29 protein-coding genes are annotated in these 20334 nt (G+C 44.1%); all 29 read right to left on the minus strand.

The annotated features are described in order from the left end of the window. Positions 1-47 precede the first annotated feature (47 nt). Positions 48-1343, minus strand: a complete 1296-nt coding sequence (gene secY / locus K3G25_RS19075; RefSeq protein ID WP_007410406.1) for a preprotein translocase subunit SecY — start codon at positions 1341-1343, stop codon at positions 48-50. 1 nt (position 1344) lies between these two features. Then, positions 1345-1785 (minus strand): 50S ribosomal protein L15, encoded by a 441-nt coding sequence (gene rplO / locus K3G25_RS19080; protein ID WP_007410405.1) that lies wholly within the window; start codon positions 1783-1785, stop codon positions 1345-1347. A 30-nt stretch (positions 1786-1815) separates the two neighbouring features. Next, a complete protein-coding gene (gene rpmD / locus K3G25_RS19085; protein ID WP_003156497.1) occupies positions 1816-1995 on the minus strand; it encodes a 50S ribosomal protein L30 in 180 nt (59 codons plus the stop codon). Between the two features lie 13 nt (positions 1996-2008). Further along, the gene (gene rpsE / locus K3G25_RS19090; protein WP_003156493.1) at positions 2009-2509 is read right to left on the minus strand and encodes a 30S ribosomal protein S5; all 501 of its coding nucleotides are present in this window, start codon (positions 2507-2509) and stop codon (positions 2009-2011) included. Positions 2510-2533: 24 nt separating this feature from the next. After that, complete coding sequence (gene rplR, locus K3G25_RS19095; RefSeq protein WP_003156492.1) at positions 2534-2896, minus strand: 50S ribosomal protein L18; 363 nt, start codon at positions 2894-2896, stop codon at positions 2534-2536. 34 nt (positions 2897-2930) lie between these two features. Then, positions 2931-3470, minus strand: coding sequence for a 50S ribosomal protein L6 (gene rplF, locus K3G25_RS19100; RefSeq protein ID WP_003156490.1), 540 nt, complete (start codon positions 3468-3470; stop codon positions 2931-2933). A gap of 30 nt (positions 3471-3500) precedes the next feature. Continuing rightward, positions 3501-3899, minus strand: a complete 399-nt coding sequence (gene rpsH, locus K3G25_RS19105; protein WP_003156489.1) for a 30S ribosomal protein S8 — start codon at positions 3897-3899, stop codon at positions 3501-3503. Between the two features lie 31 nt (positions 3900-3930). Beyond that, on the minus strand, positions 3931-4116 hold the full coding sequence (gene rpsN, locus K3G25_RS19110) for a 30S ribosomal protein S14 (RefSeq protein ID WP_003156488.1): 186 nt from the start codon (positions 4114-4116) through the stop codon (positions 3931-3933). A 22-nt stretch (positions 4117-4138) separates the two neighbouring features. Further along, positions 4139-4678, minus strand: a complete 540-nt coding sequence (gene rplE, locus K3G25_RS19115) for a 50S ribosomal protein L5 (protein ID WP_003156487.1) — start codon at positions 4676-4678, stop codon at positions 4139-4141. A gap of 26 nt (positions 4679-4704) precedes the next feature. Beyond that, the gene (gene rplX, locus K3G25_RS19120; protein WP_003156486.1) at positions 4705-5016 is read right to left on the minus strand and encodes a 50S ribosomal protein L24; all 312 of its coding nucleotides are present in this window, start codon (positions 5014-5016) and stop codon (positions 4705-4707) included. A gap of 36 nt (positions 5017-5052) precedes the next feature. Then, positions 5053-5421 (minus strand): 50S ribosomal protein L14, encoded by a 369-nt coding sequence (rplN, locus tag K3G25_RS19125; protein ID WP_007410404.1) that lies wholly within the window; start codon positions 5419-5421, stop codon positions 5053-5055. Between the two features lie 40 nt (positions 5422-5461). Continuing rightward, on the minus strand, positions 5462-5725 hold the full coding sequence (rpsQ, locus tag K3G25_RS19130; RefSeq protein WP_003156484.1) for a 30S ribosomal protein S17: 264 nt from the start codon (positions 5723-5725) through the stop codon (positions 5462-5464). A gap of 22 nt (positions 5726-5747) precedes the next feature. After that, positions 5748-5948, minus strand: a complete 201-nt coding sequence (gene rpmC, locus K3G25_RS19135; RefSeq protein WP_003156482.1) for a 50S ribosomal protein L29 — start codon at positions 5946-5948, stop codon at positions 5748-5750. After that, positions 5938-6372 carry a 50S ribosomal protein L16 gene (gene rplP, locus K3G25_RS19140; protein WP_003156478.1) on the minus strand — a complete coding sequence of 145 codons (435 nt, stop codon included), beginning with the start codon at positions 6370-6372 and terminating at the stop codon, positions 5938-5940. The genes rpmC and rplP overlap by 11 nt, the downstream gene beginning before the upstream one ends. Before the next feature lies 1 nt (position 6373). Then, the gene (gene rpsC, locus K3G25_RS19145) at positions 6374-7030 is read right to left on the minus strand and encodes a 30S ribosomal protein S3 (RefSeq protein ID WP_003156476.1); all 657 of its coding nucleotides are present in this window, start codon (positions 7028-7030) and stop codon (positions 6374-6376) included. Between the two features lie 3 nt (positions 7031-7033). Further along, complete coding sequence (rplV, locus tag K3G25_RS19150) at positions 7034-7375, minus strand: 50S ribosomal protein L22 (protein WP_003156475.1); 342 nt, start codon at positions 7373-7375, stop codon at positions 7034-7036. Positions 7376-7391: 16 nt separating this feature from the next. Next, entirely contained in the window at positions 7392-7670 is a 279-nt protein-coding gene (gene rpsS, locus K3G25_RS19155; RefSeq protein ID WP_003156472.1) for a 30S ribosomal protein S19, read from the minus strand. 57 nt (positions 7671-7727) lie between these two features. Then, complete coding sequence (gene rplB, locus K3G25_RS19160; protein WP_003156470.1) at positions 7728-8561, minus strand: 50S ribosomal protein L2; 834 nt, start codon at positions 8559-8561, stop codon at positions 7728-7730. Between the two features lie 31 nt (positions 8562-8592). Beyond that, a complete protein-coding gene (gene rplW, locus K3G25_RS19165; protein ID WP_003156467.1) occupies positions 8593-8880 on the minus strand; it encodes a 50S ribosomal protein L23 in 288 nt (95 codons plus the stop codon). After that, a complete protein-coding gene (gene rplD, locus K3G25_RS19170; protein WP_007615239.1) occupies positions 8880-9503 on the minus strand; it encodes a 50S ribosomal protein L4 in 624 nt (207 codons plus the stop codon). The genes rplW and rplD overlap by 1 nt, the downstream gene beginning before the upstream one ends. A 27-nt stretch (positions 9504-9530) precedes the next feature. Continuing rightward, positions 9531-10160 carry a 50S ribosomal protein L3 gene (gene rplC, locus K3G25_RS19175; RefSeq protein WP_007410402.1) on the minus strand — a complete coding sequence of 210 codons (630 nt, stop codon included), beginning with the start codon at positions 10158-10160 and terminating at the stop codon, positions 9531-9533. Between the two features lie 39 nt (positions 10161-10199). Further along, on the minus strand, positions 10200-10508 hold the full coding sequence (gene rpsJ / locus K3G25_RS19180; protein ID WP_003156464.1) for a 30S ribosomal protein S10: 309 nt from the start codon (positions 10506-10508) through the stop codon (positions 10200-10202). A gap of 248 nt (positions 10509-10756) precedes the next feature. Beyond that, the gene (locus tag K3G25_RS19185; RefSeq protein WP_029974334.1) at positions 10757-11722 is read right to left on the minus strand and encodes an alpha/beta fold hydrolase; all 966 of its coding nucleotides are present in this window, start codon (positions 11720-11722) and stop codon (positions 10757-10759) included. Positions 11723-11825: 103 nt separating this feature from the next. Then, the gene (gene tuf, locus K3G25_RS19190; protein WP_007410400.1) at positions 11826-13016 is read right to left on the minus strand and encodes an elongation factor Tu; all 1191 of its coding nucleotides are present in this window, start codon (positions 13014-13016) and stop codon (positions 11826-11828) included. A gap of 119 nt (positions 13017-13135) precedes the next feature. Then, positions 13136-15214, minus strand: a complete 2079-nt coding sequence (fusA, locus tag K3G25_RS19195; protein WP_007410399.1) for an elongation factor G — start codon at positions 15212-15214, stop codon at positions 13136-13138. Between the two features lie 52 nt (positions 15215-15266). Next, positions 15267-15737, minus strand: a complete 471-nt coding sequence (gene rpsG / locus K3G25_RS19200) for a 30S ribosomal protein S7 (RefSeq protein WP_003156447.1) — start codon at positions 15735-15737, stop codon at positions 15267-15269. A 39-nt stretch (positions 15738-15776) separates the two neighbouring features. Then, entirely contained in the window at positions 15777-16193 is a 417-nt protein-coding gene (gene rpsL, locus K3G25_RS19205; RefSeq protein WP_003156445.1) for a 30S ribosomal protein S12, read from the minus strand. A gap of 115 nt (positions 16194-16308) precedes the next feature. Beyond that, entirely contained in the window at positions 16309-16557 is a 249-nt protein-coding gene (locus K3G25_RS19210) for a 50S ribosomal protein L7ae-like protein (protein WP_003156443.1), read from the minus strand. Between the two features lie 168 nt (positions 16558-16725). After that, positions 16726-20325 (minus strand): DNA-directed RNA polymerase subunit beta', encoded by a 3600-nt coding sequence (gene rpoC / locus K3G25_RS19215; RefSeq protein WP_022552485.1) that lies wholly within the window; start codon positions 20323-20325, stop codon positions 16726-16728. Positions 20326-20334 lie beyond the last annotated feature (9 nt).

Consider the following 20334-nt stretch of genomic DNA (forward strand, 5'->3'; position numbering starts at 1 on the left):
ATTTCCCCCGTCCTCTCTTATTTAGAGGAATGGTTAAAACCAGTCCTCTAATTTTTCATAAATCCTCGGTAATTACGTTTCACTAACTGGCTCTCCAGCTGCTTCATTGTCTCCAAGGCTACCCCGACGACAATTAACAATGATGTTCCGCCAATCTGTGCACTTTGAGGCAATCCAGCGAATTGAATGAAAAAGATAGGAAGAATGGAAATCACGGCTAAGAATATAGAACCCACAAACGTAAGTCGATACAAAATGCTCGTAATTCTATCTTGAGTCATTTTCCCTGGACGAACCCCCGGGATATAGCCACCCTGTTTTTTAAGGTTATCAGCCATTTGTTCAGGGTTTACCTGCACAAAAGCATAGAAGTACGTAAAGGCGATAATTAATGCGACATAAACCGCCATGCCCACCGGATGTGTATTGTCAAAGTTGGCTTGAATCCACTTTGTCACATCGTTTTCTCCGAAAAATGACGCGATAGTACGCGGCGTAATAAGAAACGCAACCGCAAAGATTACCGGAATAACCCCTGCCGGATTCACTTTAAGCGGAAGGTGAGTTGACTGGCCTCCGCCAACAGGTGAACGACCTTGCCCTTTTGCATATTGAATCGCGATTTTGCGTACGGCCTGCTGAATGAATATAACACCAACAATAACGGCCAAAATCGCAATCACCAGTAAAGCGATTTTTACAATATGAATAAACAGCTGATCGCTGCTGCCGACAAATTGAGTCTCATAAATCTGCCCAACAGTTTTCGGAATACTAGCCACAATCCCCGCGAAGATGATGATCGAAATTCCGTTACCTACTCCATTGGAAGTAATTTGTTCTCCCAGCCACATTAAAAAAGCAGTTCCTCCAGTGAGTACTAAAGCAATAATCAGATATGTCGATATGCCGGATTTTTCAATCAGCATACCGTTTGCCAGGTTGTTAAACCCGTAAGACATACCTAATGCCTGGATAAAACCAAGCACAATCGTAAAATATCTCGTGAACTGAGCTAATTTACGGCGGCCGACTTCACCTTGCTTAGACCACTCGGTAAACTTCGGCACAACATCCATCTGAAGCAGCTGAATGATGATTGAAGCAGTGATGTAAGGCGTAATTCCCATCGCAAAAATGGAGAACTGATAAAGCGCACCGCCGCCAAATGTATTAAGGAGATCAAAAACCCCCATCGAACTTTGTGTCTGCAACGCCTGAGCATTTACATATGGCACAGGGATAAATGCACCTATGCGAAAGACGATAAGCATGAGTAATGTAAAAATGATTTTATTCCGAATATCACTCACACGCATAAAGTTGGAGATTGTCTTAAACAAGTTAGATCACCTCAGCTGTACCGCCAGCAGCTTCAACAGCTTCTTTCGCAGAAGCAGAGAATTTATTGGCTTTTACAGTTAATTTTTTCTCTAATTTACCGTTGCCAAGAATCTTTACTCCTGCATTAAGTTTGCTAATAACACCAGTCTCAAGAAGAAGTTCAGGAGTGACTTCCGTTCCTTCCGCAAAACCGTTCAATTTGTCTACGTTCACAATAGCGTAATCCTTACGGTTGATGTTTGTAAAACCGCGTTTAGGAAGACGTTGGAATAAAGGCATTTGTCCCCCCTCGAATCCAGGGCGTACACCGCCGCCAGAACGAGCGTTTTGACCTTTGTGACCTTTACCAGCTGTTTTACCGTTACCAGAACCAATACCACGACCTACGCGATTGCGTACTTTACGTGAACCTTCTGAAGGCTTTAATTCATGAAGTTTCATTAGGACACCTCCTTAGCCTATAATTTATTTTTATTGTTCTTTAACAGAAACTAGATGAGATACTTTATTAATCATACCGCGGATCGCAGCGTTATCTTCATGAACGACAGTTTGGTTTGTTTTCTTTAAACCAAGTGTTCTTACAGTAACGCGCTGATCTTCCGGGCGACCGATTACACTGCGTTTGAGGGTAATTTCTAATTTAGCCATTAATGTTCCCTCCTTATCCTAACAGTTCTTCTACAGATTTTCCACGAAGCTTCGCAACCTCTTCGGCACGTTTAAGCTCACTTAAACCTTGAAGTGTTGCACGGATCATGTTGATCGGTGTGTTAGAACCTAAAGACTTAGAAAGGATATCAGCAACGCCAGCAAGCTCAAGTACCGCACGTACAGGGCCTCCAGCGATAACTCCAGTACCTTCAGAAGCAGGTTTCAACAAGATATTGCCTGCACCGAAACGTCCGATGATTTCGTGTGGAATCGTAGTTCCAACCATTGGTACTTCAATCAAATTCTTTTTCGCATCTTCAACAGCTTTGCGGATGGCTTCAGGTACTTCTTGTGCTTTACCAGTACCGAAACCTACGTGACCGTTTTTGTCACCGACAACGACTAGAGCTGCGAAACGGAAACGACGACCACCTTTAACAACTTTCGCTACGCGGTTAACCGTAACTAAGCGTTCTTCTAACTCTAATTTGCTTGGGTCAATACGACGCATAATCATGTGTCCCTCCTTTTTTTATTAAAATTTCAGTCCGGCTTCACGAGCTGCATCGGCCAGAGCTTTTACACGTCCATGGTATAAGTATCCGCCGCGGTCAAATACTACGTCAGAAACACCTTTCTCAGAAGCGCGTTTCGCAACGAGTTCACCGACTTTAGCAGCAGCAGCGCTGTCACCAGTGCTTTCCACGTTCAAATCTTTATCGAGAGTAGAGGCACTAGCAAGTGTAACGCCATTTACATCATCGATGATTTGAGCATAAATGTGTTTGTTTGAACGGAACACATTCAGACGAGGTCTTTCAGCTGTGCCTGAAAGTTTAGCACGAACACGGGCATGTCTTTTTTGACGAGCAGCATTTTTGCTAGTTTTCGTAATCATCCTTAGGTCACTCCTTTCTTCACTTTAAGCGGTCTTACTTAGCAGATTTACCTTCTTTACGGCGAACAACTTCACCTTCGTAGCGGATTCCTTTACCTTTGTAAGGCTCTGGAGAACGTACAGCGCGGATGTTAGCAGCGATAGCTCCTACACGCTCTTTGTCTGTACCTTTTACAACTACTTTAGTTTGAGAAGGAACTTCGATTTCGATGCCCTCTTCAGGAACGATCTCAACAGGGTGAGAGTATCCAACGTTTAAAACAAGTTTGTTTCCGGATTTAGCCGCACGATAACCGACACCGACTAATTCCAAACCTCTTTCAAATCCTTTAGATACGCCTTCAACCATGTTTCCAAGCAGACTGCGAGTCGTACCATGCAGCGCACGGTGCTCTTTGTGATCAGAAGGACGAGTAACTGTAAGCACGTTGTCCTCAATTTTGATTTCCATATCAGGATGGAAAGTACGAGTTAATTCTCCTTTTGGTCCTTTTACAGCTACAGTGTTGCCTTCGTTCAGCGTTACTGTAACTCCAGAAGGGATCTCAAGCAGTTTTTTACCTACACGAGACATACTAAAACACCTCCATTCTTGTTAAACTTCTTACCAAACGTATGCTAGAACTTCTCCACCAGCTTGTTTTGCACGGGCTTCTTTGTCCGTTAAAACACCTTGTGATGTAGAAATAATCGCGATTCCAAGACCGTTAAGTACGCGAGGTACTTCATTTGATTTAGCGTATACACGCAAACCTGGTTTGCTGATTCTTTTAAGACCAGTGATAACGCGCTCGTTGTTTTGTCCGTATTTCAAGAAAACGCGGATGATACCTTGTTTGCTGTCTTCTACGAACTCAACGTCACGAATGAAACCTTCACGCTTTAAAATGTCAGCAATTTCTCTTTTCAATTTAGAAGCAGGAATTTCAAGCTTCTCATGACGTACCATGTTTGCATTGCGAATACGAGTCAGCATATCTGCAATTGGATCTGTCATAACCATTATATAATTACCTCCTTCCCATTCTTGGGGATTACCAGCTGGCTTTTTTCACGCCAGGAATTTGTCCTTTATATGCAAGCTCACGGAAACAAATACGGCAAAGTTTAAATTTACGAATGACTGAGTGCGGACGTCCGCAGCGTTCACAGCGAGTGTACTCTTGCACTTTAAACTTTGGTGTACGTTGTTGTTTCGCAATCATTGACTTTTTAGCCACGATTTCGCCTCCCTTTCATTGATTATTTCTGGAACGGCATACCTACTTGAGTTAATAGCTCACGAGCCTCTTCGTCAGAGTTAGCAGTCGTTACGATAACGATGTCCATTCCGCGAACCTTTGTTACTTTATCGTAGTCAATTTCAGGGAAGATTAACTGTTCTTTAATACCAAGAGTGTAGTTTCCGCGACCGTCGAAAGATTTCTTAGAAATCCCGCGGAAGTCACGTACACGCGGTAAAGATACAGAAATAAGTTTATCAAGGAAATCATACATGCGCTCTCCGCGAAGAGTTACTTTCGCACCGATAGGCATTCCCTCACGAAGACGGAATCCAGCAATTGATTTCTTCGCACGAGTAACGACAGGTTTTTGACCTGCGATAAACGTTAATTCTTCAACAGCACTGTCGATTGCTTTCGCGTTTTGAACAGCATCACCAACACCCATGTTGATTACGATTTTTTCGATTTTTGGCACCTGCATAACAGAGTCGTAATTGAACTTCGTCATTAAAGCAGGTGAAATTTCTTTATTGTACTTTTCTTTAAGGCGGTTCATGAGATAGACCTCCCTTCCTTTAAATACTATTTATCTAAGACTTGCCCAGATTTTTTTGCAACACGAACTTTTTTGCCATCTTCCACTTTGTATCCTACGCGAGTCACTTCACCTGTTTTAGGATCGAGCGGCATAACGTTTGATACATGAATTGGCGCCTCTTGATTAGAAATACCGCCTTGAGGGTTTGCTTGAGTTGGTTTAGAGTGCTTCTTCACCATGTTTACGCCCTCAACTAGAACGCGGTCCTTTTTAGGGAAAGCAGCAAGGATCGTACCTTGTTTGCCTTTATCTTTACCAGAGATAACCATTACTTTATCGCCTTTTTTCACATGCATCCTGATCGCACCTCCTTGAGTAAGGCATTTATTTCATTAGATAACTTCTGGAGCCAGAGAAACAATTTTCATGAAGTTGTTTTCACGTAATTCACGGGCAACCGGTCCGAAGATACGAGTTCCACGCGGGCTCTTGTCGTCACGGATGATAACACATGCATTCTCATCGAAGCTGATGTATGATCCGTCAGTTCTGCGTGCTCCGCTTTTTGTGCGAACGATAACAGCTCTTACGACTTCACCTTTTTTGACAACGCCTCCTGGTGTTGCTTGTTTAACCGTGCAAACAATTACATCACCAATGTTAGCCGTTTTACGTCCAGAACCGCCAAGAACTTTAATAGTAAGTACCTCACGCGCACCGGAGTTGTCAGCAACTTTTAAACGAGTCTCTTGTTGAATCATTATTTGTTACCTCCCTTCGGAAAAAGAATTCCGAACTTTATTAGATAATAACAGCTTCTTCGACAACTTCTACTAGACGAAAACGCTTAGTTGCAGATAATGGACGAGTTTCCATGATCTTTACGATGTCTCCGATTTTAGCTTGGTTATTTTCATCATGTGCTTTGAATTTCTTTGAGTATTTTACGCGTTTACCGTAAATAGGATCCTTTTTGTATGTTTCAACAACAACAGTGATGGTTTTATCCATTTTGTCAGAAACAACACGGCCTTGGTAAACTTTGCGTTGGTTACGTTCGCTCATGCTCACGACCTCCCCTCAGTGATTATTTGTTGGCAGCAATTTCTCTTTCACGAATCACAGTTTTCATGCGCGCGATAGCTTTGCGCACTTCACGAATGCGAGCAGTATTTTCAAGTTGTCCTGTCGCTAATTGAAAGCGAAGATTGAAAAGTTCTTCTTTAAGAGACTTTACTTTTTGTTCAATTTCAGCAGTGGTAAGGTCACGAATTTCATTAGCTTTCATTTGATTCACCACCAATTTCTTCACGTTTTACGAACTTCGTTTTAATTGGCAATTTGTGAGATGCAAGGCGAAGAGCTTCACGAGCTACCTCTTCAGACACACCAGAAATTTCAAATAAAACTTTGCCCGGTTTTACAACAGCTACCCAGCCTTCAGGAGCCCCTTTACCGGAACCCATCCGTACCTCAAGCGGTTTAGCAGTGTAAGGTTTTGAAGGGAAAATTTTAATCCAAACTTTACCGCCACGTTTCATGTAACGAGTCATCGCAATACGTGCAGCTTCGATTTGGCGGTTCGTGATCCAAGAAGCTTCAAGAGCCTGGATACCGTACTCACCAAAATGTACTTCAGTACCGCCTTTAGCGCGACCGCGCATTTTTCCGCGATGCTCTCTGCGATATTTAACGCGTTTTGGTAATAACATATTATTTTCCTCCTTCCTCAGTTTTCTTCTTAGTAGGAAGAACCTCTCCACGATAGATCCAGACTTTCACACCAAGCTTACCGTAAGTTGTGTCAGCTTCAGATGTTGCATAGTCGATGTCAGCACGCAAAGTGTGCAATGGAACAGTTCCTTCACTGTAGTATTCAGAACGAGCAATGTCAGCTCCGCCAAGACGGCCGGAAACCATTGTTTTCACACCTTGTGCTCCAGCACGCATAGTGCGTTGGATTTGTTGTTTCTGCGCACGGCGGAAAGAAATACGGTTTTCTAGTTGACGAGCGATGTTGTCAGCTACAAGCTGAGCATCAAGATCTGCTCTTTTGATTTCAAGAATGTTAATGTGTACACGCTTGCCAGTAAGGCTGTTAAGGGCTTTACGAAGTGCTTCAACTTCAGATCCGCCTTTACCGATTACCATACCAGGCTTAGCAGTGTGGATCGTAATGTTAACGCGGTTTGCTGCGCGCTCGATTTCTACTTTAGAAACAGAAGCGTCAGAAAGGCGTTTGCTAATGAATTCACGAATTTTTAAATCTTCGTGCAGGAAGTCAGCGTAATCTTTACCAGCGTACCACTTAGATTCCCAATCACGAATGACTCCGATACGAAGACCGACTGGATTTACCTTTTGACCCACTACTTATCCCTCCTTCTTTTCTGATACAACGATTGTAATGTGGCTCGTACGTTTGTTGATTTGGCTCGCACGTCCCATAGCACGCGGGCGGAATCTTTTTAACGTTGGGCCTTCGTCAACAAATGCCTGAGAAATAACCAGATTGTTAGCGTCCATCTCGTAGTTGTGCTCAGCATTTGCGATAGCAGATTTTAAAACTTTTTCGATGATCGGAGAAGCAGCTCTCGGAGTTAAGTTCAGGATAGATACTGCTTCGCCTACTTGCTTACCTCGAATCAGGTCCATTACTAGACGTGCTTTACGAGGAGCAATACGGACTGTTCTTGCAACAGCTTTAGCTTGCATTTAAAAGCCTCCTCTCTTAGCGTCTTGTTTTTTTATCGTCACTGGCGTGGCCTTTGTAAGTACGAGTCGGTGCGAATTCGCCCAACTTGTGGCCTACCATGTCTTCAGAAATGAATACAGGCACGTGTTTACGTCCGTCATATACTGCGATAGTGTGACCGATAAATTGTGGGAAAATAGTTGAACGGCGAGACCAAGTTTTTACAACTTGTTTCTTGTCCGTTTCATTTAATTTCTCGATTTTTGTCATCAAGTGTCCATCGACAAATGGTCCTTTTTTCAAGCTGCGAGCCATTTTGGAACCTCCCTTCGTGATTGCACTACGGTCCGAAATGAACCGTAGACAACCCCGTTATTTATTTTTACGACGACGTACGATAAATTTATCAGATTTGTTCTTTTTCTTACGTGTCTTGAATCCAAGAGTCGGTTTGCCCCAAGGAGACATTGGTGATTTACGTCCGATTGGCGCGCGACCTTCACCACCACCGTGCGGGTGATCGTTAGGGTTCATTACAGAACCGCGGACTGTAGGGCGGATGCCTTTCCAGCGAGAGCGTCCTGCTTTACCAACGTTGATCAGTTCGTGCTGCTCGTTACCTACTTGACCGATAGAAGCGCGGCAAGCAGAAAGGATCATGCGAACTTCACCAGAGTTAAGACGTACAAGAACGTATTTGCCTTCTTTACCAAGAACCTGAGCAGATGTACCAGCTGAACGTACAAGCTGTCCGCCTTTACCAGGTTTTAATTCAATGTTATGCACAACTGTACCAACTGGGATGTTGATAAGCGGAAGTGCGTTACCTACTTTGATGTCAGCTTCAGGGCCGGACATGATTTCAGTACCTACTTGAATTCCTTTTGGTGCAAGAATGTAACGTTTTTCTCCGTCTACATAGTTGATTAGTGCAATGTTAGCTGAACGGTTTGGATCGTACTCAACTGTAGCAACGCGTCCAGGTATACCATCTTTATCGCGTTTGAAGTCGATAACACGGTATTGGCGTTTGTGTCCGCCACCTTGGTGACGTACAGTCAATTTACCTTGGTTGTTACGTCCGCCTTTTTTGTGAAGGGGCGCAAGCAAGGATTTTTCCGGCTGGTCAGTCGTGATTTCAGCAAAATCTGAAGTTGTCATGCCACGACGTCCGTTAGAGGTCGGTTTATACTTTTTAATCGCCATTTTGAATTTCCCTCCTTCTTTTTACAGATAATTATGCTTCAAAAATTTCGATTTCTTTGCTGTCTGCAGTAAGTTTTACGATCGCTTTTCTGCGACGGCTAGTCATACCAGTGTAGCGGCCGACACGTTTTGATTTCCCTTTGTAGTTCATGATGTTGACTTTGTCAACTTTCACTCCAAAGATACTTTCAACTGCATCTTTCACTTCTGTTTTATTAGCTCTTACATCAACTTCAAAAGTATATTTTTTTTCAGTCATTAAATCAGCAGAACGTTCAGTAATGACGGGGCGCTTAAGAACATCACGAGGATCTTTCATTATGCAAGCACCTCCTCTACTTTTTCAACCGCAGCTTTTGTAATCAGAAGCTTCTCGTGGTTGACAACGTCTAACACGTTGATTCCGTTAGCTTGAACAACTGTAACTCCAGGGATGTTGCGTGCAGAAAGAGATACTGCTTCGTTTGCATCCGCAGTTACGATTAAAGCTTTTTTCTCAACAGATAATCCTTTAAGGATAGCTGCCATTTCTTTTGTTTTAACCGTATCAAGAGTAAGATCTTCAAGAACAATAATGTTGTTGTCGTTCACTTTAGAAGACAATACTGATTTGATTGCCAAGCGGCGAACTTTTTTAGGTAATTTGTAAGAATAGCTGCGTGGTGTTGGGCCGAATACGACACCACCTCCGCGCCATTGCGGTGAACGGATTGAACCTTGACGGGCACGACCTGTACCTTTTTGACGCCATGGTTTGCGACCTCCGCCGCGTACTTCAGAACGATTTTTTACTTTGTGAGATCCTTGACGTAAGGAAGCTCTTTGCATAAGAATAGCGTCGAATACTACGCTCTCATTTGGCTCAATTCCAAATACAGAAGCGTTTAATTCGATATCACCAGCAGTAGAACCGTTTTGGTTGTATAATGCTACTTTTGGCATGATCAATTTCCTCCTTTCCTAAGAGACTTATTTAGATTTAACAGCACTTTTAACAGTGATTAAAGTTTTTCTCGCACCAGGTACGTTACCTTTAATCAAAAGAAGATTGCGCTCAGCATCTACTTTTACGATTTCAAGGTTTTGGACAGTGATTTGATCTCCGCCCATGCGTCCAGGTAATAGTTTACCTTTGAATACACGGTTAGGATCTACAGGTCCCATTGAACCAGGACGACGGTGGTAGCGTGAACCGTGAGACATAGGTCCGCGAGATTGTCCGTGGCGCTTGATTGCACCTTGGAAACCTTTACCTTTAGATACTCCTGTTACATCTACGATTTCTCCTGCAGAGAAAATTTCAACCTTGACTTCCTGACCAATTTCATACGCATCCATATCCACGCCGCGTAATTCTTTAACGAAGCGCTTAGGAGCAGTTTCCGCTTTTGCAACGTGTCCTTTTTCCGGTTTGTTTGAAAGCTTTTCACGCTTATCGTCAAAACCAAGCTGGATCGCTTCATAGCCATCATTTTCAGCTGTTTTCTTTTGAAGAACAACGTTTGGAGCTGCTTCAATAACAGTTACCGGGATAAGATCACCGTTCTCTGCGAATACTTGCGTCATACCAATTTTTCTTCCTAAGATTCCTTTGGTCATTCGTCACACCTCCTATTAAGATCATTCTATATTTTAGAATTAAAGTTTGATTTCGATATCGACACCAGATGGTAAGTCTAATCGCATGAGAGCATCAACAGTTTGTGGTGTTGGGTTCACAATGTCGATTAAACGTTTATGTGTACGCATTTCAAATTGCTCACGAGAATCTTTGTATTTGTGCACCGCACGAAGGATTGTGTAAACTGATTTTTCAGTTGGCAACGGAATCGGACCAGATACGCTGGCACCAGAACGTTTTGCCGTTTCAACAATCTTCTCTGCAGATTGATCAAGGATTCTATGATCATATGCTTTTAAACGAATACGAATTTTTTGTTTTGCCATTATTTTCCCTCCTTTTCGCCTACATCACGTTAGACAGTTCTCCGTGAGAAAAACCTGATCACCTTGCCATGGCAAAGCGGCCGGGTGTGTCAGCAACCTCTCACTTCATCGCAGTCAAAGACCAACATACACTATTATACAGAAAATAGACGTATGTTGCAAGGTTTATTTAAAGAACCTTGTGGTTTTCACACTTTGATTATTATACAGGTGATACCATGATTAATCAAGGATATGCCTGTTTTCTTTCAGAGATGGAACGATGCGAACCGGCTGACAACTTCGGCAAAGCGATCCGGTTCCTCCAAGTGAGGCGAATGGGCTGAGTTCTCAAACCAATGCCATTCTTTATACGGCGCATCAACCTTCTGATAATATTCATAAGACGTCGTCCCCGGGACCGTCAAATCGTATCTCCCTGACATAAAACAGCACGGTATTATAATAGAAGAAACTGATTCCCCGGCATCAAAGAAAATGAGATCCTCCCACAGGTGTTTCAGGCTGAACATTTGACCCCGCGCGGCTAAGAAGCTCCCTCTCACACCGTACGGTTCACCAAACAGCATTCGCCCCCCTGCTTTAAGAGTGCCGATCGGATGATGGGTAAAGCCCCCTCCCCTCATCTCGATACAAAGCAGAAACAACGTTCGCTGCAGCTGTTTCTCCCATGGAGGCGCTCCGATAAAGCTCAGCGTCTTTTCCAGCAGGAAATGTTTGCGTTGCCTGCTCCATTCCATCATCAGCCGGTAAGCTTCCGTTTCTTCCTTTTGAATATTAACCACCTGACTGATACCGATATACCCATAATACAAATCAGGCCTTTCTTGAAGAACATGAAGCGCCAGAACTGAACCCCACGAATAGCCGGCGATATATATTTTTTGCCTGCTGAATTGCTTGCATAAGCGTTCGGTCAAATGAATGGCGTCAGCTGTCAGCTGATCCAAAGTCATAGATGAACCCGGAATTTCCTTTGAATAAGAGAGACCCGCCCCTCTCTGATCCCAGTTCACAACGGTGAAATACTTTTCCAGCTTATTCTGATATTTTCTCGCATAGCCGATTTGAGGCGTGCCGGGACCGCCGTGCAAAAATAAAAGCAACGGATTACTCCTGTCATCACCATTAATCATAGTGGTTTGTTCACTGCCATTAATCAGCAATTGCTGAAGCATTGAAATACGATTGGTTTTCTTGAAGTTATCGATCATCGCTCTGCTCCTAAAATTTGTATACGTTCTATTATACATGGAATCAGCGGGGAAACAAAAAAACGAGGCCCCATAAGGGACCCCGCATTAATGAACGAGTCGATTACTCAGTGATTGTAGAAACAACGCCTGAACCAACTGTACGTCCGCCTTCACGAATAGAGAAACGAGTTCCTTCTTCGATAGCGATTGTAGAGATAAGTTCAACGATCATTTCAGTGTTATCTCCAGGCATAACCATTTCTACGCCTTCTGGAAGATTGATGATACCAGTTACGTCAGTTGTACGGAAGTAGAACTGAGGACGGTAGTTAGAGAAGAATGGAGTATGACGTCCACCCTCTTCTTTAGAAAGAACGTAAACTTCAGCTTTGAATTTGCTGTGTGGAGTGATTGTACCTGGTTTAGCAAGTACTTGTCCACGTTGGATGTCTTCACGAGCTACACCGCGAAGAAGTGCACCGATGTTGTCTCCAGCTTCAGCGTAGTCAAGAAGCTTACGGAACATTTCAACACCTGTAACAGTTGTTTTGCTGTTTTCTTCTTGAAGACCGATGATTTCAACTTCGTCACCGACTTTAACTTGTCCGCGTTCTACACGGCCAGTAGCAACTGTACCACGACCAGTGATTGAGAATACGTCCTCAACTGGCATCATGAATGGTTTGTCAGTGTCGCGTTCTGGAGTTGGGATGTACTCATCAACTGCAGCCATAAGTTCAAGAATTTTTTCTTCGTACTCAGCGTCACCTTCAAGAGCTTTAAGAGCAGAACCTTTAACAACTGGTACATCATCACCAGGGAAGTCGTATTCGCTAAGAAGATCGCGAACTTCCATTTCAACAAGCTCAAGAAGCTCTTCGTCGTCTACCATGTCGCATTTGTTAAGGAATACTACGATGTATGGTACACCAACGTTTTTAGAAAGAAGGATGTGCTCACGAGTTTGTGGCATTGGGCCATCAGCAGCAGATACTACAAGGATAGCTCCGTCCATTTGCGCAGCACCAGTGATCATGTTTTTAACATAGTCAGCGTGTCCTGGGCAGTCAACGTGTGCATAGTGACGAGTGTCAGTTTCGTACTCAACGTGTGCAGTAGAGATTGTGATACCGCGCTCACGTTCTTCTGGAGCACCATCAATTTGATCGTACGCCATAGCTGTACCTTTACCAGATTTCTTATGAAGTACTGTTGAGATAGCAGCAGTTAATGTTGTTTTACCATGGTCAACGTGTCCAATTGTACCGATATTGGCATGTGATTTGGAACGGTCGAATTTTTCTTTAGCCATTCTAAAATCCTCCTTAAGAGCTTTTAATTAGTAATGTATAGAGTGATAGAAAGTGAAAGCAAGCTTTCACTTCCTCATCTTACAATAGTAGTTATACTTGAGTTAAGTGGCAAAATCAATTATTCGCCTTTATTTTTTTTGATAATTTCTTCAGCGATGCTCTTCGGCACTTCTTCGTAGTGATCCATGAACATTGTGAACGTACCGCGTCCTTGCGTGTTAGAACGAAGGGCAGTAGCGTAACCGAACATTTCAGCAAGAGGTACCATCGCACGCACAACTTGAGCGTTACCGCGAGCTTCCATACCTTCTACGCGTCCGCGACGAGAAGTAACATCACCCATGATGTCTCCCATGTATTCTTCAGGAATAACAACTTCAACTTTCATGATTGGTTCAAGAAGAACTGGGTTACATTTGCTGACTGCATTTTTCAATGCCATAGAAGCAGCGACTTTAAACGCCATTTCGTTTGAGTCAACATCATGGTAAGATCCATCAAAAAGTTTCGCCTTGATGTCGATTAGCGGGAATCCGGCTAGGACACCATTTTCAAGAGAGTCTTCAAGACCTGCTTGTACGGCTGGGATGTATTCACGAGGAACAACACCACCGACGATTGCGTTTTCGAATTCAAAGCCAGCGCCTTCTTCGTTCGGTTCAAATTCGATCCAAACGTGACCGAACTGACCGCGTCCGCCTGATTGACGTACGAATTTACCTTCAACTTTTGCACCGGTACGGAATGTCTCACGGTACGCAACTTGAGGAGCACCAACGTTAGCTTCAACTTTGAACTCACGCTTCATACGATCAACAATGATATCAAGGTGAAGCTCACCCATACCAGAGATGATTGTTTGACCCGTTTCAGGGTTTGTTTGTGTACGGAATGTAGGATCTTCTTCAGCAAGTTTCGCTAAAGCGATACCCATTTTATCTTGGTCAGCTTTTGATTTAGGCTCAATCGCTACGTCGATAACAGGCTCTGGGAATTCCATTGATTCAAGGATTACAAGATCCTTCTCATCACATAGAGTATCTCCAGTAGAAGTATCTTTTAGACCTACAGCAGCTGCGATGTCTCCAGCGTAAACAGTAGAGATCTCTTCACGGCTGTTAGCGTGCATTTGAAGGATACGTCCTACGCGCTCACGCTTGCCTTTTGTAGAGTTCTTTACATATGAACCGGAATCAAGTGTACCGGAATATACGCGGAAGAAAGTCAGCTTACCGACATAAGGGTCAGTCATAACTTTAAATGCAAGTGCAGAGAACGGCTCTTCATCAGAAGAATGACGAACGATCTCTTCATCTGTATCAGGACGTACACCTTTGATTGCAGCAACATCAGTTGGCGCAGGAAGGTAGTCAAGAACAGCATCAAGTACAAGCTGAACACCTTTGTTTTTGAAAGCAGAACCAACAAGTACAGGGTAGAATTCAACATTCAGTGTACCTTTACGGATAGCAGCTTTCAGTTCAGGGATAGTGATTTCTTCACCTTCAAGGTACTTTTCCATAAGCTCTTCATCAAGCTCAGCTACAGCTTCAATCAGGCTGCTGCGAAGCTCTTCAGCTTGCTCTTTGTACTCTTCAGGGATTTCTTTCGCATCTGAACGAGTTCCAAGGTCATCTTCGTAGAAATACGCAACGTTTTCTACTAAGTCGATGATACCTTCGAAGTTGTCTTCAGCACCGATCGGCAATTGAATTGCGTGAGCGTTAGCTTGAAGACGGTCTCTTAAAGTGCCTACAGAGTAAAGGAAATCTGCGCCGATTTTGTCCATTTTGTTGACAAATACAACACGCGGTACTCCGTAAGTTGTTGCTTGGCGCCATACTGTTTCTGTCTGAGGCTCAACACCTGATTGAGCATCAAGTACGGCAACCGCACCATCAAGTACACGGAGTGAACGTTCAACTTCAACTGTGAAGTCTACGTGTCCCGGTGTATCGATGATGTTTACACGGTAACCTTTCCACTGTGCAGTCGTTGCTGCAGAAGTGATTGTGATACCGCGTTCTTGTTCCTGCTCCATCCAGTCCATTTGCGAAGCACCTTCGTGAGTTTCGCCAATTTTGTGGATACGGCCTGTGTAGAACAAGATCCGTTCTGTAGTAGTCGTTTTACCGGCATCGATGTGAGCCATGATCCCGATATTACGAGTTTTTTCTAAGGAGAACTCTCTTGCCATTGGGTAATTTCTCCTTCCTTATTAGGGAATTATTATTTTGATTATATGAATCCTACCAGCGGTAGTGAGCAAATGCTTTGTTCGCTTCTGCCATCTTGTGAGTGTCTTCACGTTTCTTAACGGCAGCACCAGTGTTGTTAGCTGCATCAAGAATTTCGTTAGCCAGGCGCTCTTCCATTGTTTTTTCTCCGCGAAGACGCGCATAGTTAACCAACCAGCGAAGACCAAGAGTTGTACGGCGTTCAGGACGAACTTCTACAGGCACTTGGTAGTTAGCTCCACCTACACGGCGTGCTTTTACTTCAAGTACAGGCATGATGTTTTTCAATGCTTGTTCGAAAACCTCCATTGCATCATTGCCAGTGCGTTCTTTAATGATATCGAATGACTTGTATAGGATTGTTTGAGATTTACCTTTTTTACCGTCGATCATCATTTTGTTGATCAGGCGGGATACCAGCTTAGAGTTGTAAAGCGGATCAGGTAAAACATCTCTTTTTGCTACAGGACCTTTACGTGGCATCTGAATATCCTCCCTTCATAGTTTTAATGATTTATTTGATTACTTTGCTTTAGGACGTTTCGTACCGTATTTAGAACGGCCTTGCGCACGGTTTTCAACTCCGGCAGTATCAAGCGCGCCACGAACGATGTGGTAGCGTACCCCCGGTAAGTCTTTTACACGTCCGCCGCGGATCAGTACAACGCTGTGCTCTTGCAGGTTGTGACCGATACCAGGAATGTAGGCAGTAACCTCGATTCCGTTAGTCAAACGAACACGAGCGTATTTACGAAGTGCTGAGTTCGGTTTTTTCGGTGTCATTGTACCCACACGAGTACATACCCCGCGTTTTTGTGGAGAAGATACGTTAGTGTGCTCTTTTTTAAAGCTGTTGTATCCTTTGTTTAGTGCAGGTGACTTAGAGTTTTCAACTTTGCTCACGCGTCCCTTGCGAATTAGCTGATTAATTGTAGGCATGTTGTGTTCCTCCCTTCATTACGTTTTATAACCCACATACCCAGGTGGTTCATCATTAGGCAAAAAACAATGTCTTTACACAAGATTGATATCTCATATAAAAACAAAAAGTACGCTATAACATAATGGCAACAGCTGCTGCTCCCACTTCAATTCCGCAGGCTTTGCCGAGCTTTTTCATGGAATCCACCATACAGACAGCGGTATTTTGGTTCTTTGCAAGCTGGATAACGCCAGCCGTAAGAACTGAATCCGCGTCTTTTGCCACGACGACTTCCTTCACTGAACCTCGTTTTAGAGCTTTCACTGTTTGCTTCGTACCAATAATAATTGATTTGGCCTGTGATACTTTATCATAAGACATAAACATATCCTCCAAAGTAACAGGTTTTATTTCGAGCACCTTGGTTATATTATCACTCTGCGGGACGGATGTCAACAACGTATGACATTTTTTAGTGCAGTCCCCCGCCAGAATAATTGTAATACTGAGGAAAAGCTGTCGAAACAGCCTTTCCTGCAGCAGTTTCTGTTATTCAGCCGGAACCATATCTTCCGAAGGCTGAACGTTTGAAACAGGTTTTACTTTTCTGTAATTCATCATACCGGTACCGGCCGGAACCAGTTTACCGATGATAACATTCTCTTTCAGGCCGAGAAGTTCATCGCGCTTGCCTTTAATCGCAGCATCAGTAAGAACGCGTGTTGTTTCTTGGAATGATGCGGCAGACAAGAATGAATCCGTCTCGAGTGAAGCTTTCGTGATACCGAGAAGGACAGGACGTCCTGTAGCAGGTCGATTGCCTTCAAGCAGCACTTTTTTGTTCGCTTCTGTGAATTGGTGAATATCAAGCAATGTGCCAGGGAGAACATCAGTATCTCCGGCATCGATCACACGGACTTTGCGAAGCATCTGGCGAACCATTACTTCTACGTGTTTATCGCCGATTTCAACACCCTGCATACGGTAAACCTTCTGAACCTCATGCAGAAGATATTCCTGAACCGTTGTCAGGTCAGTGACTTTAAGAAGTTCTTTCGGATCGATTGAACCTTCTGTCAGCACTTGACCGCGGGTAATCTGATCACCCTCAGCCACTTTCAGGCGTGAGTTGTAAGGTGCCGTGTATGAACGGGTCTCAACAGCGCCCTGAACAACAATCTCCTGCTGTTTGTCGCGTACTTCATTGATTTCGGCAATTGTACCGTCAATTTCAGAAATCGTCGCTTGACCTTTCGGATTACGCGCTTCGAAAAGCTCCTGGATACGCGGAAGACCTTGTGTGATATCGTCTCCGGCAACCCCGCCTGTGTGGAACGTACGCATCGTTAACTGTGTTCCAGGCTCACCGATAGATTGAGCGGCGATAATACCTACTGCTTCGCCGACTTCAACATCAGTTCCGGTTGCAAGGTTACGTCCGTAGCATCGTTTACATACACCATGAGGAGTGTTACATGTGAACGCGGAACGGATCCACACTTCTTCGATTCCGGATTCAACGATTTCCAGCGCTTTATCTTCATCGATCAATTCATTTTCGTTAATGAGCACAGCACCCGTTTCAGGATGTTTGATCTGTTTTCTGGCGAAACGTCCGATCAGACGCTCTTCCAGACGCTCGATGATTTCCGTGCCTTCTTTGAGCGGTTTTGCAAGAATACCGCGGTCTGTTCCGCAATCTGTTTCACGAATGATAACATCCTGCGCAACATCAACAAGACGGCGTGTAAGGTAACCTGAGTCAGCTGTTTTCAGGGCGGTATCGGCAAGACCTTTACGCGCACCGTGAGTGGAGATAAAGTACTCCAATACTGTCAGACCTTCACGGAAACTTGATTTAATCGGCAATTCAATGATTCGTCCAGCCGGGTTGGCCATCAGACCGCGCATACCCGCAAGCTGTGTAAAGTTAGATGCGTTACCACGGGCTCCTGAGTCACTCATCATGTAGATCGGGTTGACTTCGTCTAATGATTTCATCAGTTTGCCTTGGATAACATCTTTCGCTGAACTCCAAATTGAAATGACTCTTTCATAACGTTCTTCTTCGGTGATTAAACCGCGTCTGAACTGTTTCAGGACATTATCAACTTTGCTTTGTGCTTCTTCAAGGATTTCCTGTTTGTCATCGAGAACGACGATATCAGAAACCCCTACTGTGATGCCGGCTTTCGTTGAATATCTGAAACCGAGGTTTTTCATGCGGTCAAGCATTTTAGACGTTTCCGTGATATGGAATCGTTTAAAGATTTCCGCGATGATTTTACCGAGAATACCTTTTTTAAACGGTGCGTTGATCGGCTGCTCAGCAATCACAGCTTTTACGTCAGCACCTTTATCTAAGAAGAAACGGTCAGGTGTCTTCTCTTCAATGTTGCTCTTCGTTGGTTCATTCATGTAAGGGAATGATTCCGGAAGAATTTCATTGAAGACGAGCTTACCGACAGTTGTAATTAACAATTTTGAACGCTGTTCTTCAGTAAATGTCACATTCTTAAGGGAGTTCGCTGCAACAGCTACTCTCGTATGAAGGTGAACATAACCGTTTTGATAAGCAAGAAGCGCTTCGTCTGTATTCTTGAAGACCATACCCTCGCCGACTGCTCCGGCGCGCTCAAGCGTCAGGTAGTAGTTTCCTAATACCATATCCTGAGACGGCGTAACAACCGGTTTACCATCTTTAGGGTTCAAGATGTTTTGGGCTGCAAGCATCAGAATACGTGCTTCAGCTTGAGCCTCAGCTGATAAAGGTACGTGAACCGCCATTTGGTCACCGTCAAAGTCAGCGTTATAAGCTGTACATACTAACGGGTGAAGACGGATGGCGCGTCCTTCAACAAGCGTCGGTTCGAAAGCCTGGATACCTAATCTGTGAAGAGTAGGGGCACGGTTCAGTAAGACCGGATGCTCCTTAATGACAGATTCAAGTACATCCCATACTTCAGGCTGCACGCGTTCGATTTTGCGTTTTGCGCTCTTGATATTGTGAGCAAGGCCTTTTTCAACAAGCTCTTTCATGACGAAAGGCTTGAAGAGCTCAAGCGCCATTTCCTTCGGCAAACCGCACTGATACATTTTCAGATGCGGACCTACGACGATAACGGAACGTCCTGAGTAGTCTACACGTTTACCGAGAAGGTTCTGACGGAAACGCCCTTGTTTCCCTTTCAGCATGTGAGAAAGAGATTTAAGCGGACGGTTACCCGGTCCGGTAACCGGACGGCCGCGGCGTCCGTTGTCAATCAGAGCATCGACTGCTTCCTGAAGCATACGTTTTTCGTTCTGAACGATGATGCTTGGCGCGCCGAGGTCTAACAGACGTTTTAAACGGTTATTACGGTTGATGACACGACGGTAAAGGTCGTTCAGGTCAGACGTTGCGAAACGTCCGCCATCAAGCTGAACCATCGGTCTTAATTCAGGCGGAATAACCGGAAGCACGTCGAGGATCATCCAAGACGGCTTGTTTCCTGAATTACGGAAGGCTTCAAGCACTTCAAGGCGTTTGATCGCACGTGTACGGCGCTGTCCTTGAGAAGTCTTCAGCTCTTCTTTTAACATATCAACTTCTTTGACAAGGTCGATGTCCTGCAGAAGTTTATTAATGGCTTCCGCACCCATAGAGGCTTGGAATTTGTTTCCGTACTTATCCAGATACGCACGGTATTCCTTTTCAGATAAAAGCTGTTTCTTTTCGAGCGGTGTATTGGCCGGGTCAGTTACGACGTAAGAAGCAAAGTAAATAACTTCTTCCAGCGCACGCGGTGACATATCCAATACAAGACCCATACGGCTCGGAATACCTTTGAAATACCAAATGTGAGAAACCGGGGCAGCCAGTTCAATATGCCCCATTCTCTCACGACGGACTTTAGCCCGCGTTACTTCAACTCCGCAACGGTCACAAACTACGCCTTTATAACGAACCCGCTTGTACTTGCCGCAATGACATTCCCAGTCCTTAGTCGGTCCGAAAATGCGTTCGCAGAACAGGCCGTCCTTTTCAGGTTTCAATGTACGATAGTTTATCGTTTCAGGCTTTTTCACTTCACCAAAAGACCATGAACGGATTTTATCCGGTGAAGCAAGACCGATGTTCATATACTCAAAATTGTTCACATCTAGCAAGGGGCCTAC

Origin of the sequence: Bacillus sp. FCW2 (assembly GCF_021228595.1) — a bacterium.
Lineage (GTDB): Bacteria > Bacillota > Bacilli > Bacillales > Bacillaceae > Bacillus > Bacillus velezensis.

Bases quoted from the DNA above. Each gene is read 5' to 3' on its own strand.
- rplO (WP_007410405.1), bottom strand. From the start codon at position 1,785: ATGAAACTTCATGAATTAAAGCCTTCAGAAGGTTCACGTAAAGTACGC.
- rpmD (WP_003156497.1), bottom strand. From the start codon at position 1,995: ATGGCTAAATTAGAAATTACCCTCAAACGCAGTGTAATCGGTCGCCCG.
- rpsE (WP_003156493.1), bottom strand. From the start codon at position 2,509: ATGCGTCGTATTGACCCAAGCAAATTAGAGTTAGAAGAACGCTTAGTT.
- rplR (WP_003156492.1), bottom strand. From the start codon at position 2,896: ATGATTACGAAAACTAGCAAAAATGCTGCTCGTCAAAAAAGACATGCC.
- rplF (WP_003156490.1), bottom strand. From the start codon at position 3,470: ATGTCTCGTGTAGGTAAAAAACTGCTTGAGATCCCTTCTGGAGTTACA.
- rpsH (WP_003156489.1), bottom strand. From the start codon at position 3,899: ATGGTTATGACAGATCCAATTGCAGATATGCTGACTCGTATTCGCAAT.
- rplE (WP_003156487.1), bottom strand. From the start codon at position 4,678: ATGAACCGCCTTAAAGAAAAGTACAATAAAGAAATTTCACCTGCTTTA.
- rplX (WP_003156486.1), bottom strand. From the start codon at position 5,016: ATGCATGTGAAAAAAGGCGATAAAGTAATGGTTATCTCTGGTAAAGAT.
- rplN (WP_007410404.1), bottom strand. From the start codon at position 5,421: ATGATTCAACAAGAGACTCGTTTAAAAGTTGCTGACAACTCCGGTGCG.
- rpsQ (WP_003156484.1), bottom strand. From the start codon at position 5,725: ATGAGCGAACGTAACCAACGCAAAGTTTACCAAGGCCGTGTTGTTTCT.
- rpmC (WP_003156482.1), bottom strand. From the start codon at position 5,948: ATGAAAGCTAATGAAATTCGTGACCTTACCACTGCTGAAATTGAACAA.
- rplP (WP_003156478.1), bottom strand. From the start codon at position 6,372: ATGTTATTACCAAAACGCGTTAAATATCGCAGAGAGCATCGCGGAAAA.
- rplV (WP_003156475.1), bottom strand. From the start codon at position 7,375: ATGCAAGCTAAAGCTGTTGCAAGAACAGTCCGTATTGCTCCTCGTAAA.
- rpsS (WP_003156472.1), bottom strand. From the start codon at position 7,670: ATGGCTCGCAGCTTGAAAAAAGGACCATTTGTCGATGGACACTTGATG.
- rplB (WP_003156470.1), bottom strand. From the start codon at position 8,561: ATGGCGATTAAAAAGTATAAACCGACCTCTAACGGACGTCGTGGCATG.
- rplW (WP_003156467.1), bottom strand. From the start codon at position 8,880: ATGAAAGATCCTCGTGATGTTCTTAAGCGCCCCGTCATTACTGAACGT.
- rplD (WP_007615239.1), bottom strand. From the start codon at position 9,503: ATGCCAAAAGTAGCATTATACAACCAAAACGGTTCTACTGCTGGTGAT.
- rplC (WP_007410402.1), bottom strand. From the start codon at position 10,160: ATGACCAAAGGAATCTTAGGAAGAAAAATTGGTATGACGCAAGTATTC.
- rpsJ (WP_003156464.1), bottom strand. From the start codon at position 10,508: ATGGCAAAACAAAAAATTCGTATTCGTTTAAAAGCATATGATCATAGA.
- K3G25_RS19185 (WP_029974334.1), bottom strand. From the start codon at position 11,722: ATGATCGATAACTTCAAGAAAACCAATCGTATTTCAATGCTTCAGCAA.
- tuf (WP_007410400.1), bottom strand. From the start codon at position 13,016: ATGGCTAAAGAAAAATTCGACCGTTCCAAATCACATGCCAATATCGGT.
- fusA (WP_007410399.1), bottom strand. From the start codon at position 15,214: ATGGCAAGAGAGTTCTCCTTAGAAAAAACTCGTAATATCGGGATCATG.
- rpsG (WP_003156447.1), bottom strand. From the start codon at position 15,737: ATGCCACGTAAAGGTCCTGTAGCAAAAAGAGATGTTTTACCTGATCCG.
- rpsL (WP_003156445.1), bottom strand. From the start codon at position 16,193: ATGCCTACAATTAATCAGCTAATTCGCAAGGGACGCGTGAGCAAAGTT.
- K3G25_RS19210 (WP_003156443.1), bottom strand. From the start codon at position 16,557: ATGTCTTATGATAAAGTATCACAGGCCAAATCAATTATTATTGGTACG.